At 65.8% G+C, this 12,530-nt stretch carries 11 protein-coding genes; 1 reads left to right on the top strand and 10 read right to left on the bottom strand.

What is annotated here, in order from left to right; translation table 11 throughout:
- Positions 1 to 26: 26 nt before the first annotated feature.
- The 5 genes from H6844_07590 to H6844_07570 form a co-directional block, all read right to left on the bottom strand.
- Positions 27 to 941: a hypothetical protein gene (locus tag H6844_07590; protein ID MCB9929260.1), complete on the bottom strand. Its 915-nt coding sequence runs from the start codon at positions 939 to 941 to the stop codon at positions 27 to 29.
- A 19-nt stretch (positions 942 to 960) separates the two neighbouring features.
- Positions 961 to 1,707 (bottom strand): amino acid ABC transporter ATP-binding protein, encoded by a 747-nt coding sequence (locus H6844_07585; GenBank protein ID MCB9929259.1) that lies wholly within the window; start codon positions 1,705 to 1,707, stop codon positions 961 to 963.
- Between the two features lie 21 nt (positions 1,708 to 1,728).
- Complete coding sequence (locus H6844_07580; protein ID MCB9929258.1) at positions 1,729 to 2,844, bottom strand: amino acid ABC transporter permease; 1,116 nt, start codon at positions 2,842 to 2,844, stop codon at positions 1,729 to 1,731.
- Between the two features lie 21 nt (positions 2,845 to 2,865).
- Complete coding sequence (locus H6844_07575) at positions 2,866 to 4,035, bottom strand: amino acid ABC transporter permease (protein MCB9929257.1); 1,170 nt, start codon at positions 4,033 to 4,035, stop codon at positions 2,866 to 2,868.
- A gap of 155 nt (positions 4,036 to 4,190) precedes the next feature.
- Positions 4,191 to 5,204, bottom strand: a complete 1,014-nt coding sequence (locus H6844_07570) for an amino acid ABC transporter substrate-binding protein (protein ID MCB9929256.1) — start codon at positions 5,202 to 5,204, stop codon at positions 4,191 to 4,193.
- Between the two features lie 274 nt (positions 5,205 to 5,478).
- On the opposite strand from H6844_07570, the gene H6844_07565 reads away from it, so the two are divergent.
- Positions 5,479 to 6,573, top strand: coding sequence for a branched-chain amino acid ABC transporter substrate-binding protein (locus H6844_07565; protein ID MCB9929255.1), 1,095 nt, complete (start codon positions 5,479 to 5,481; stop codon positions 6,571 to 6,573).
- Between the two features lie 247 nt (positions 6,574 to 6,820).
- Here the strand turns inward: H6844_07565 and H6844_07560 are convergent, their stop codons facing one another.
- The 5 genes from H6844_07560 to H6844_07540 form a co-directional block, all read right to left on the bottom strand.
- Complete coding sequence (locus H6844_07560; protein ID MCB9929254.1) at positions 6,821 to 7,612, bottom strand: SDR family oxidoreductase; 792 nt, start codon at positions 7,610 to 7,612, stop codon at positions 6,821 to 6,823.
- Positions 7,613 to 7,718: 106 nt separating this feature from the next.
- Positions 7,719 to 8,519, bottom strand: coding sequence for a hypothetical protein (locus tag H6844_07555; GenBank protein MCB9929253.1), 801 nt, complete (start codon positions 8,517 to 8,519; stop codon positions 7,719 to 7,721).
- A gap of 4 nt (positions 8,520 to 8,523) precedes the next feature.
- Complete coding sequence (locus H6844_07550; GenBank protein ID MCB9929252.1) at positions 8,524 to 9,687, bottom strand: N-acetyltransferase; 1,164 nt, start codon at positions 9,685 to 9,687, stop codon at positions 8,524 to 8,526.
- Positions 9,688 to 9,746: 59 nt separating this feature from the next.
- A complete protein-coding gene (locus H6844_07545; GenBank protein ID MCB9929251.1) occupies positions 9,747 to 11,477 on the bottom strand; it encodes an adenylate/guanylate cyclase domain-containing protein in 1,731 nt (576 codons plus the stop codon).
- On the bottom strand, positions 11,446 to 12,438 hold the full coding sequence (locus tag H6844_07540; protein ID MCB9929250.1) for an adenosine kinase: 993 nt from the start codon (positions 12,436 to 12,438) through the stop codon (positions 11,446 to 11,448). The genes H6844_07545 and H6844_07540 overlap by 32 nt, the downstream gene beginning before the upstream one ends.
- Positions 12,439 to 12,530 lie beyond the last annotated feature (92 nt).

Genomic DNA, 12,530 nt, shown 5'->3' with positions numbered 1-12,530 from the left:
GGAAGCGGGCCTCCTGTCTTACCGCGCTAAAGCCAGCGACGCCAGCGCAACAGCCAGACACCGGCAATCGCAATCGCGAGGCTCAGCACCGACAGGGCGACGAACCCCCAGGGCGTGTCCGACCAGGGAATCCCGCCGACATTGGCACCGAAGACCGCCGCCAGCAGGTTGAGCGGCAGGAAAATCGCCGCAACCAGGCTCAGAAAATAGCTGGTGCGGGCCATTTGCGCATCGCGCATCGAGTCGATCTGGTCCTGCAATACCGTTCCGTATTCGGCCAGGGTGTGGACCGCCTCGGCCACGCGCTGCATTTCGTTGGCGACCTGGCTGTAGTCCTCGCCCAGGTCCTTGGACAGGCTTTGCGCGGTGAGCTTGCGGAAATCGGCCAGCGCCACGCTTTGCGGCAGCATGTAACGCCGCAACAACACCGCCCGCCGGCGCAGGTGACGCAACTCCGTCTGCAAGGGCGGAATTTCCACCCGCCCCAGCGTGTCATGGGCCAGAAGCTGTGCCTCCACTTCCTGGGAGGCTTCGTCCATCACCAGGATGGCCTCGCGAATGCGCGCCGCCAGACGCTCGGCAATGTGCAGCACGATGGCATAGGGCTCGGCCTCGATCTCGCCGGCGGCGAGCGCCTCCCGCGTATCGGCGGCGGCAAAGACCCGCCGCAGCGTCGTGCTGTAAACCGCCCCCTGTCCGATCCAGATGCGGACCGAGACCATGTCCTCCGGCTGGGAGCCGGGATTGACGTTGACGCCCCGCAACAGCAGCAACACGCCGCCTTCGAGCGCGGCGCAGTTCGGCCGGGTTTCGGGGGCGCTCAGCGCCTCCCACACGTCTTCGGGCAGGCCTGCGAACGGGCAGGGCTCGCCCAGGACGATGCGCGCATGGTGCCAGACCGACGCGCCCTCGTCCGGCCAACGCTGCAATAGCTCGACCATTGCCCGTCCCGCCCTTGCCTCAGTGCGCCAGGATCTGCGAGAGGAACAGCTTGGTCCGGTCGTTCTGCGGGTTGTTGAAGAACTCTTCCGGCTCGTTCTGCTCGACGATCTCGCCCTCGTCCATGAAGATCACCCGGTTCGCCACCTGCCGGGCAAAGCCCATTTCGTGCGTGACGCAAAGCATGGTCATGCCGCTTTCGGCCAGGTCCACCATCACGTCCAGCACCTCCTTGATCATTTCCGGGTCCAGCGCCGAGGTGGGCTCGTCGAACAGCATGATGCGCGGCTGCATGGCCAGCGCCCGGGCGATGGCGACGCGCTGCTGCTGCCCGCCGGACAACTGGCCGGGATATTTGTCCGCCTGTTCCGGGATTTTTACCCGCTCCAGCAGGCTCATGGCCAGGGCCTCCGCCTCGGCCTTGGGCATTTTGCGCACCCAGATCGGCGCCAGCGTGCAGTTCTGCATCACGGTCAGATGCGGGAACAGGTTGAAGGACTGGAACACCATGCCGACTTCGGAGCGGATCTGGTCGATGTTTTTCAGGTCGTTGGTGAGCCTGATGCCGTCGACGATGATGTCGCCTTCCTGGTGCTCCTCCAGCCGGTTGATGCAGCGCACCAGGGTCGACTTGCCGGAGCCCGACGGTCCGCAGATGACAATGCGCTCGCCGCGGGTCACCTGAAGCTCGATATCCTTCAGCACATGGAAGGTGCCGTACCATTTGTTGACGCCGTGCATTTCCACGGCAAAGGCTTGGTCGGTCATGCGGGTTGGGCCTTTTTCCGGTTACCGGCGCTCGCCTCGGGCCAGCCGCTGTTCCAGCCACAGCGAATAGCGGGACATGGCAAAGCACGAAACGAAGAACAAAACGGCGATGAAGGCGTAGAGCTCGATCTCCAGCCCCATCCACTTGGCATCGGCATTGATCGCCCGGGCCATGCCCAGCAGGTCGAACAGGCCCACCAGCGAAACCAGGGTCGTATCCTTGTAGAGACCGATCGACGTGTTCACGATGCCGGGGATCGAGATGCGCAAGGCCTGCGGCAGCACGACGAAGCCCATCATCTTCCAATAGCCGAGCCCCAGGGCCGACGCGGCCTCGTACTGGCCTTTGGGAATGGCCTGCAGGCCGCCGCGAATGACCTCGGCCATATAGGCGGAGGCGAAGAAGCAGACCGCCACCACGACGCGGACGTAATTGTCGATATTCATGCCTTCCGGCAAGAACAGCGGCAGCATCACATTGCCGAAGAACAGCAGCGTCACCAGCGGCACGCCGCGGATGAATTCGATGAACACGGTGCAGAGCAGGCGGATCACCGGCATCTGGCTGCGCCGGCCGAGCGCCAGAACGATGCCGAACGGGATCGACACCGCGATGCCGGTCACGCCCATGGCGAGCGTCAGCAGCAAGCCGCCCCATTTCGGCGACTCCACGTATTCCAGCCCGCCAATGCCGCCATAAAGCAGCACATAGGCGAGGAACGGATAGACGCAGACGAACCACAGGCCGTATTTGCGGCCCGGCGCCTTGTCGTAGAGGCCGAAGAACAGGGCCACCGCCAGCAGGACAAAGGCCAGCACGGCCCGCCAGTACTCGGCCTCCGGGTAGAAGCCATAGATGAGTTGCTTCCAGCGCACGGCCACGATCGGCCAGCAGGCGCCGAGCATGTCGCAGTCGTCGCGGCTGACACCCTCGAAGGTGGCGGAGAAGAAGGCCCAGTTCAATAGCGGCGGAATGGTGATGTAGAGCAGCAGCAGCGACAGCAGGGTCAGCGCCGTGTTCAGCCAGCCGGAGAACAGGTTCGCCCGCATCCAGCCCAGGAGGCCGGTGGTGGCGACGGGCGGCGGACGGCTGGCTTTCGGCACCCAGTGGGCGGCGCTTCGGGTCTGGTCGGTCATGATGGTCTGCCCTCCCCCGCCCTAGCGCTCGACCAGGCGCACGCGCGCATTGTACCAGTTCATGAAGCCGGAAATCGCGAGCGAGATCACCAGGTAGGTCGCCATGGTGATCGCCATGCACTCGATGGCCTGGCCGGTCTGGTTCAGGGAAATGCCGCCGAACACCGCCATCAACTCGCCATAGCCGATGGCAAAGCCCAGCGAGCTGTTCTTGGTCAGGTTCATGTACTGGCTGGCGAGCGGCGGAATGATCACCCGCAGCGCCTGCGGTACGATGACGAACCGCATGGTCCAGCTTTGCTTCAGGCCCAGGGCCGCCGCCGCCTCGCGCTGGCCCTTGTTGACCGACAGGATGCCGGCGCGGACGATCTCGGAGATGAAGGCAGCCGTGTAGAGCGTGAGCGCCAGCAGCATCGCCATGAATTCCGGCGCAATCTGCATGCCGCCGCGCAGGCTGAAGCGGGTCCGCTCGGCGAATTGCCAGTCGAGCGGCGCTCCCGCGGCCAGATACACCAGCAGCGGCACCCCGACGACCAGGCCGATGCCGAACCAGATGGTGGGAAAGGCCTGCCCCGTCGCATCCTGACGCTTGTGCGCCCAGCGCCCGACCAGCCAGGCGGCGAGCGCGCCCGCGACGAAGGCCACCCCCACCATCCAGAATTGCTCGCCCAGCACCGGCGCCGGCGCGAACAGGCCACGATTGTTCAGGTAAAAGCCATCGGCGAACCGGAGGCTGTCGCGAATGTGCGGCAGGCCCAGAAAGACCGTGTACCAGAAGATGATCTGCAACAGCAGCGGCACATTGCGGGTGAACTCGACATAGCAATAGATGATCTTTTCCAGCAGCCAGTTTCCCGACAGCCGCAACACGCCGAGCAAAAACCCCAGCAAGGTCGCCAGAATGCAGCCCAGCGCCGAAATCAACAGCGTGTTCAGCAGGCCGACGAGATACACCCGTCCGTGGGTGGATTCCGCCGAATAGGGAATCAGCGTCATCTGGATTTCGAACCCGGCCGGCTGGTCGAGAAAGCCGAACCCGGTGGCGATATTGCGCTGGTGCAGATTGTGGACGGTATTGGCGATCACAAAGGCGATCAGGGCCGCCAATACCCCCATGACCAGGGTCTGGACCAGTATCGCGCGAAACCGCCGATCGTTCCAAAACGACCCGCTGGCCGCCGGTCCGGCCATCAACGTATTACCGGCCACTCCCGTATCTCCCGTCGCTCCCGCGTCGCCTCGGACCAAGCCCTTTGGCAGCGGCCACACCACCCCTCATGAAACGCGAAAGGAGGAGCCCATGACCAGGCCCCTCCCCTCGGCAAGCAATTCAGACGCCCATGATCCTAGCGGAAGGGCGGGGCATAGAGAATGCCACCTTTGCTCCAGAGCTGGTTCAGGCCGCGCTCCAGACCAATCGGCGTATCCGGGCCGATATTGCGGTCGAAACTCTCGCCATAATTGCCGATTGCCTTGATGATGTTATAGGCCCAGTCCTTCGACAGGCCGAGCATCTCGCCATAATTGCCGCTCACCCCCAGCAGCCGCTGCACTTCCGGGTTCGGCGAGTTTTTCATCTCGTCGACATTCTGGGAGGTGACGCCCAGTTCCTCGGCGATGATCATGGCGTTCAGGGTCCAGCGCACCACGTCGAGCCACTGGTCGTCGCCCTGACGCACGACGGGACCCAGCGGCTCCTTGGAGATGATCTCCGGCAGGATGATATGCGCCTTGGGGTCGTCCATCTGCGCACGGGTCGCCGCCAGACCGGATGCGTCCGTCGTGTAGACGTCGCAACGGCCCTGCTCATAGGCCGGCCGGGCTTCCGAGTTGGTCTCGATGGCCACCGGCTCGAATTTCATGCCGTGGGTCTTGAAATAATCGGCGAGGTTCAGTTCGGTCGTCGTGCCGGTCTGAATGCAGACGCTGGCGCCGTCCAACTCCGTGGCGCTTTTCACGCCCAGATCCTTGCGGACCATGAAGCCCTGGCCGTCGTAATAGTTGACGCCGGCGAATTCGAAGCCCAGCTGCACGTCGCGGGTGAACGTCCAGGTCGTGTTGCGCGACAGCACATCGATCTCGCCCGAAGCCAGCGTCGGGAAGCGCGACTTGCCGGTGGTCGGCGTGAACTTGACCTTGGTCCTGTCGCCGAAAATCGCGACGGCGACGGCGCGGCACATGTCGACGTCGAAGCCGGACCACTCGCCCTTGTCATCCGGCGCGGCAAAGCCGATCAGGCCGGTGTTGATGCCGCAGTCCAGATAACCCTTCGCCTTCACGTCATCCAAAGTGCCTGCGGCGGCACTGCCAGCCATCACTGCGATTCCTGCCGCCAATACCAATAATCTCTTCATTCCCATTCTCCCATTCAACCTTGATTAGATTTCGCACGGACCCAGGGGGCATATGGCTTTGTCATCATCGCGCATCCCCTCACGGAAAAACAATATGTCGAAGTGCTAGGAAGTGACGCAATCGCCCCAACAAGATCTGCGTCTTTCGTCGAAGGTACCCATAGCCGTTGTCGAGCGCACTTGGCAAATGCTACCCTTTTTTGGATGGTTCAAGGAGTGGATTGCGGCATTTTCGCCGGATCATGGTAGACGAGCCATCACAAACGGGAGACTCCAACGCATGCTCAAAACCCTGTCCCTTGCCGCCGCTGCTGCGGCGTTGGTGGCAAACGTGGCGTATGCCGACATCGTAATCGCCACTGCCGGCCCGATGACCGGGCAATACGCCAGCTTTGGCCAGCAGATGAAAGCCGGCGCCGAAATGGCTGTGAAGGACATCAACGCGGCCGGCGGCGTGCTCGGGCAGATGCTGAAACTGGAAGTCGGCGACGACGCCTGCGACCCGAAGCAGGCCGTGGCGGTCGCCAACCAGATGGTGAACAAAGGCGTGGTGCTGGTGGCGGGGCATTTCTGCTCCGGCTCGTCCATCCCGGCATCGGCGGTCTATGACGAGGAAGGCATCGTCCAGATCTCGCCCGCCTCCACCAACCCGAAGCTGACCGACGAAGGCGGCCCCGGCGTCTATCGCGTCTGCGGCCGCGACGACCAGCAGGGCATGGTCGCCGGTCAGTATCTGGCGGATCACTACAAGGGCAAGAACATCGCCATCGTCCACGACAAGACGGCCTATGGCAAAGGCCTGGCCGACGAAACCAAGGCGGCGTTGGAAAAGGCCGGCGGCACGGTGAAGCTCTATGAGGCGATCACGGCCGGCGAGAAGGATTATTCCGCCCTGGTCACCAAGCTGAAGGCCGAGAAGATCGACGTCCTTTATCTGGGCGGCTACCACACCGAAGCGGGCCTGATCGTGCGCCAGATGCGGGCGCAGGGCCTGGACACGCAGCTGATTTCCGGCGATGCGCTGGTGACCCAGGAATTCTGGGCGATCACGGGCGATGCGGGCGAAGGCACGCTGATGACCTTCAGCCCCGACCCGCGCAAGAACGCGGTCGCCGCGCCGATCGTGGCCGAATTCCGCAAGGCCGGTGTCGAGCCGGAGGGGTATGTGCTCTACACCTATGGCGCGGTGCAGGCCTGGGCGCAGGCGGCGGAGAAGGCCGGCAGCACCGACTTCCAGGCGGTGATCAAGGCGCTGAACGGCAACCAGTTCGATACCGTCCTGGGCAAGATCGGCTTCGACGCGAAGGGCGACGTGACCGCGCCCGGCTACGTCTTCTACAAATGGCACGACGGGAATTACGACTACGCCAACTAGGCGCTTTCGGCACCGATTGACCCACTCTCCTGCCCCATCTCCCGCGCAGGCGGGAGCCCATGCCTGAGAGCTTCTCACAGGGTACGGACTCTGTATTGGTTTCTCAGGCATGGGTCCCCGCTTGCGCGGGGACAGGGAAGCCGGGCTGGTGAGCCGGTTGGAAAAGAATCCGCTCTAGTCGCCTTTTTCCCATAGGCATGAAGACGCCCCGGATGGCCGACCGCCATCCGGGGCGTTGCCTTTCGGGTCAGGCGCCGCTGCGCGGCAGGCCCGGAATATGGCTCAGGATCGAGGCGGCGAAGGCGCCGTCCACGCACAGATTCTGGCCGGTGACATAGCCGCTGTCCGGCCCCAGGAAAAAGGCGATGGCGTTGGCGATGTCCTGCGGCACGCCCACGCGCCCGGTCGGCACCAGCGCAGCGCGCGCGGCAGCGACCGAATTGTCCCGGTACACGCTTTCGCTCAACGGCGTGCGGATCATGCCGGGCGAAACGCAATTGACCCGGATGCCGTCCGGCGCCCATTCCTGCGCCAGCACCTCGCACAGGATGATGGTGCCGGACTTGCTCATGGAGTAGGCGCCCATGCCCCGGTGCGGCCGCATGCCGGACATGGAGGCCACCGCGACGAAGCCGCCGCCGCTGGCCTTCAAATGCGGATGCGCCGCCTTGGCCAGCAGCCAGTTGCCGCGCAGGTTGATGTTCATCACCCGGTCCCAATCGGCCAGCGCCAGTTCGGCGAGCGGCGACGGCGCGGTGATCCCGGCATTGCCGACAACCGCATCCAGGCCGCCGAAGGCGCTCACCGCATCCTCGACCAGTCGTGCCGGCACCGCCGGATCGCTGAGGTCGCCGGTCAGCACGATGGCCTCGGCGCCCAGGCCGCGCAGCTCGTCCACCAGCGCCTTGACGTCGTCGGTCTCGCGCACCTCGCAGGCGGCGATACGGGGTTTCTGGCCGCGGGCGAGCGAGTCCCGTGCCAGTTTCAGGCAGGTGGCTCCGCCGATGCCGGGGCTGGCCCCGGTTACGAGTGCACGCATGGTCGTTCCTTTTTCCCGTTGCGGCGACCGCTCTCGGGCGGCCCGTTTCTGACTGCCGCATTGTGGGCGCGGAGATCGCCTTGCGTCCAGGCTCGGAACGCGTCCGTCAGCCGGGCAGGCCCAGCAGCCGGCCATAGCCCGGAACCGCATCCTGGATCCCGGACGCCCGCAGGCAACGCCACAGGCTCGCCTGGTTGGCCGTGACGACCGGCCGGCCGAGCGCGCGTTCCAGGGCCTCGATCACGGCGACACAGCGAAAGCCGGTGCCGGCGATAAAGACACTGTCCGCCTCCGCCGGGCAGGAGGCGACGATTTCGCCATAGAGCGCCGCCACGTCCTGGGCAAAGCCCTTGCCATGGGCGTAGAGGTCCTGCGGCGCGATATGCCGCCAGCCCTCGCCCGCATCGTGGCGCAGATGCCCGGCCGGCCGGAAGCCCTGGCCCGAATAATACGAGACCGCCGCCGCGACCGTGCCGTCGCCGAACCAGGGCGGCAGCACCAGAAAGGGCCGCGCGGCACCGACCGCCCTCAGGCCGGCGACCGTGTCCCGCCCGTTGGTGGTGATCGCCACATCGTCGCCCAGGATGCCGTGCATCGCGGCCATGGCGGCGTCATCCCAGCCCTCGCCGCCGACGACGCTGCTGGAGGTATGGCCGATCACCACGGCCGCGAGCCGCATGGCCGCGAACTGCCGGCAGCCACGGGCCAGGTCGTCGCAAAGATCGACGCCGGAGCGGTCGGCCCGCCACGGTGCCCAGGGCGCCCTGGCGGTGACGCGCGCGGCGTGGACCGAAACGCCCGGCGGCGCCATGGCCCACCATTCGGCCTCCGGCACCGCCTCCGAGCCGACGATGAACATTCCGATGCGGGCGCGCTCGCCCCAGTTGTCGCGCTGGAAGCCCGTCATGGCCCTATCCGTTCTTCCGGAAGGGCGAATACTCCATCAGGATCTCCATGTCCTCGCCCACCGCCTCGCGCTCGCGGCGCAGGAAATCGGCGACGGCCCGGCGGAAACCGGGATGGGGAATCCAGTGGGCGCTGTAGGTGGGGCTCGGCAGATAGCCGCGCTGGATCTTGTGCTGGCCCTGCGCGCCCGCCTCGACCGTTTTCAGGCCGTGGGCGATGGCCCAGTCGATGGCCTGATAATAGCAGGCCTCGAAATGCAGGTGCTTGAAGCGCGCGAGCCCGCCCCAGTTGCGCCCGTAAATCGTATCGGTCCCGACCAGGTTCAGGGCGCCCGCCACCGGTTTGCCTTCGTACTCGCAGAACACCAGCACGACCTTGTCGCGCATGCGCTCGTGCAGCAGGGTGAAGAAATCGCGCTTCAGGTAGTCCCAGCCCCATTTGCGGTCGGTGGTGTTGCGATAGAAGCGGTAAAAGGCGTCCCAGTGCTCGGACTTCAGGTCGTCGCCGTTCAGCGCCCGGATCCGGACGCCGGTGGCCGCCACCGCCTCCCGCTCCTTGCGGATATTCTTGCGCTTGCGCGACGACAGCGCCCCCAGGAAGTCGTCGAAACTCTCGAAACCCTGGTTGTGCCAGTGGAATTGCTGGCCCTGGCGTTGCAGGAAACCGTGCTCCGCCAGGGCCAGCCACTGGTCTTCCGGCAGGAAATTCACATGCACCGAGGACGCGTCGTGCCGATCGCACAGTTGGACCAGCCCGGCCGCGAGCGTCGCCGTCACCCGTTCGCGGTCGGCCTCCGGGTGGATCAGCAGGCGCGGCCCCGGCACCGGCGAGAACGGCACGCCCGCCACCAGTTTGGGATAATATCTGCCGCCGGCATTCTCGAACGCCTGCGCCCAGCCATGGTCGAACACGTATTCGCCCTGGCTGTGGGATTTCAGATAGGCCGGCACGGCACCGACCAGACGCCCGGCCTCGTCCTCCAGGATCAGGTGCTGCGGCCCCCAGCCTTCCTCTTCCACCGCCGAGCCCGACTCTTCCAGCGCCGAGAGGAAGGCGTGGCTGACGAATGGATTGTCCGGCCCGGCGCAGGCATCCCAGCGGGCGGCGTCGATCTCGGACAGGCGATGGAGGATTTTGAGGGTAACCGGCGTCTCGCTGCCGTCGGGCATGGTTCGGGTTCCAGCGTTCGGCTTGGTCGGGCGAGTGTGCCGCCAAAGCGCGCAAAAGTCTATGCCGCCTCGGGCCCCCAGATATCGGCGGCATGCTGGATCACCAGCGTCGCCAGCGGCCGCGAACGGCCGCGCAAGGGCAATTCGGCCGCCGGGTAGCGGGACGGGTCCAGCCCCGCCGCCTCGGCGACGTCCAGCGAGATCACGGCGTCGGCCTGGAACTGTTTCGTCAGCGGCTCCAGCCGGCTCGCCACGTTGACCGTGTCGCCGATGGCGGTCAGATGCGCCGCGGGGCCATAGCCGATCTGGCCGACGATCACCGGCCCCACATGCACGCCCATGCCGATGCGCAGCGGCTCGCGCAGCTCGCTCGCCAGGTCGATGTTCAGCACGTCCAGCTCGCGCGCCATGGCCTGCACCGCCGCCAGCGCCTGCCGGCAGGCGGTGCCGCGGTCGGTGTCCAGGCCGAACAGGGCCATCATGCCGTCGCCGACAAACTTGTCCACATGGCCGCCATGCGTCTCCACCTGCTCCACCATCGCCTTGAAATACTGGTTCAGCAGGAAGACGACATCATAGGGCAGGCGGTGCTCGGCCAGATGCGTGAACGAGCGGATGTCGCTGAACACGATGACCAGTTCGCGCTCGACGCCATAGCGCCGCGCCTCGTCGTCGCTGAAAACGTTGGCGGGGCTCGCGTTCGGCAGCAGCGGCGTCACTTCCAACGGGCCGGTGACGACGATCTGGCAGGCGAGCCGCACCCCCGGCGGGGCCGAGACCCGCTGCAACACCCGCTCCTCCGCTTCCGACGGCGGCGGCAGGCGGTCCGCCCCGGCGCCGATCCGCACCCGACAGGTCGAACAGCGGCCGCGACCGCCGCACACCGAGGCATGGGGAATGCCGAACCGCCGGCTGGCCTCCAGCACGGTGATGCCGACGGGCACGGAAATCTTGCGCTCGTGCGGATAAGACAGGGTGATGTCGCCCCGCCTCGCCCCTGCGACCCGAACCGCCCGGACCAGAGCCAGGCTGACGAGGAAGGCCACAATCACCCAACTCACCCGATTGGAGACCGTATCGACGAACGCCTGTGCCGCGCCGGGCACGAAATTCGTCCGGCGGAACAGGTCCGGCAGCCAATCGGGGTTTTCCTCGACCAGGGTCCGCACCTCCTGGCCCATGTCGGCGAACCCGGCAAAGCCCAGCGCCGGCAACAGCACCGCAGCGCCCAACAGCCAGGGGCGCACCAGAGGATAGAACCGGTACAATCGGGCCCAGTAGTGCACGCCGAGGCAACCATGCAGCCACACCACGGCAACGAGCCAGATCATGTCCCAGCGGCTGCCGGGCCAGGTCATCAGGGTGACGAGTGCGTATCGGTCGTCATAGCCCAGCACCTCCTGGCCGATGCGGGTGGCAATCACGTGATCGGCCAGCAGCAGCGGGATCGAAAGCCCCAGCCCCAGTTGCGCCCATTGCCACAAGGGCAGGCGCAGCGTCTTGCCCGCATACAGCTTCGCCAGCGCCAGCGTCACATGCACCAGCGCGCTGCCCGCCAGCAACACGGTCCCGCCCCATCCGTCCCAGAACCCGACGAAATAGAGACGGGCGGCCTCCGCATCCGCCAGCGACCAGAGGCCGATCGCGTGATTGGCCAGATGCGAGGCCGCAAAGACCATCAGCACCAGGCCGCTCCACAGGCGCAGGCGCTGGACCCAGTTGCCCTGGAGCCCCGCGCCCGCGCCCTGGCGCGTCGGATCAGAGCCCGTGCTGTCGGACCAGATCGGCAAGGGATGTCTCGGGCCGGGCCCCCATATGACCGATGATCTCGGCGGCACACAGGCCGCCAAGCGCGGCGCACGTCGCCCAATCCTTGCCCTGGGTGTAGCCATAGAGGAAGCCCGCGGCATACAGGTCGCCGGCACCGGTCGTGTCGACCACTTTCGGCACCGCCTGCGCCGGCACGCTCACCTGCTCGCCGTCGGCGACCACGACCGAACCCTTGGCACTGCGGGTCAGCACGCCGACGCCGGTGAAGGCCGACACGCGCTTGGCGGCTTCCTCGAAGCTGTCGGTCTGGAACAGCGCGGTGATCTCGTGCTCGTTCGCGAACAGGATGTCGATATGGTCGGCGATCAGTTCCAGGAACGTGTCGCGGTGGCGCTCGACACAGAACGGGTCGGAGAGCGTCAGCGCGACCTTGCGGCCGTGCGCGTGGGCGATCTCCGCCGCATCGGCAATGGCCGCCTTGGCGCGGGGATCGTCCCAGAGATAGCCTTCCAGATAGGTGACCTTGGCCCGGGCGATCAGATCGGCGTCGATATCGCTCTTGTCCAGTTCGGTGCAGGCGCCGAGATAGGTCATCATCGTGCGCTCGGCATCGGGCGTGACGAACACGAAGCAGCGCGCCGTGCTCTTGCCGGTCGTGGCCGCGGCGGAGGTGAAGGCGACGCCGCCGGAGCGGATGTCATGGGCGAAAATCGTACCCAGCTGGTCGTTGCGGACACGGCCGATATAGCCGCCCTTGCCGCCGAGTGCGGCGACGCCGGCGATGGTATTGGCGGCGGACCCGCCCGACATTTCCATCGCGCTGCCCATTTTCGTGTAGATCGCCTCGGCCTGGGCCTCGTCGATCAGGGTCATCACGCCCTTTTCCAGGCCGTTGTCGCGAATGAAGGCATCGTCCACATGTGCCAGCACGTCGACAATCGCATTGCCGATCCCGACGACATCGAGGGTCGCTTCAGTCATTTCTTCGTTCCTGACGGTCTTACGGAGAAGATATAGCGAGCGGCGGACGCTACAAGACAAAGCCGCCCGACCACAACGTGACGGGATGACAG

The organism is Alphaproteobacteria bacterium, assembly GCA_020638555.1.
Taxonomy (GTDB): Bacteria; Pseudomonadota; Alphaproteobacteria; order Bin95; family Bin95; genus JACKII01.
The sequence above is the reverse complement of the archived record's forward strand: the minus strand, read 5'-3'. Positions and strand labels throughout refer to the sequence as shown.

Bases quoted from the DNA above. Each gene is read 5' to 3' on its own strand.
- H6844_07570 (MCB9929256.1), bottom strand. From the start codon at position 5,204: ATGGGAATGAAGAGATTATTGGTATTGGCGGCAGGAATCGCAGTGATG.
- H6844_07540 (MCB9929250.1), bottom strand. From the start codon at position 12,438: ATGACTGAAGCGACCCTCGATGTCGTCGGGATCGGCAATGCGATTGTC.
- H6844_07575 (MCB9929257.1), bottom strand. From the start codon at position 4,035: ATGGCCGGACCGGCGGCCAGCGGGTCGTTTTGGAACGATCGGCGGTTT.
- H6844_07555 (MCB9929253.1), bottom strand. From the start codon at position 8,519: ATGACGGGCTTCCAGCGCGACAACTGGGGCGAGCGCGCCCGCATCGGA.
- H6844_07560 (MCB9929254.1), bottom strand. From the start codon at position 7,612: ATGCGTGCACTCGTAACCGGGGCCAGCCCCGGCATCGGCGGAGCCACC.
- H6844_07565 (MCB9929255.1), top strand. From the start codon at position 5,479: ATGCTCAAAACCCTGTCCCTTGCCGCCGCTGCTGCGGCGTTGGTGGCA.
- H6844_07580 (MCB9929258.1), bottom strand. From the start codon at position 2,844: ATGACCGACCAGACCCGAAGCGCCGCCCACTGGGTGCCGAAAGCCAGC.
- H6844_07590 (MCB9929260.1), bottom strand. From the start codon at position 941: ATGGTCGAGCTATTGCAGCGTTGGCCGGACGAGGGCGCGTCGGTCTGG.
- H6844_07585 (MCB9929259.1), bottom strand. From the start codon at position 1,707: ATGACCGACCAAGCCTTTGCCGTGGAAATGCACGGCGTCAACAAATGG.
- H6844_07550 (MCB9929252.1), bottom strand. From the start codon at position 9,687: ATGCCCGACGGCAGCGAGACGCCGGTTACCCTCAAAATCCTCCATCGC.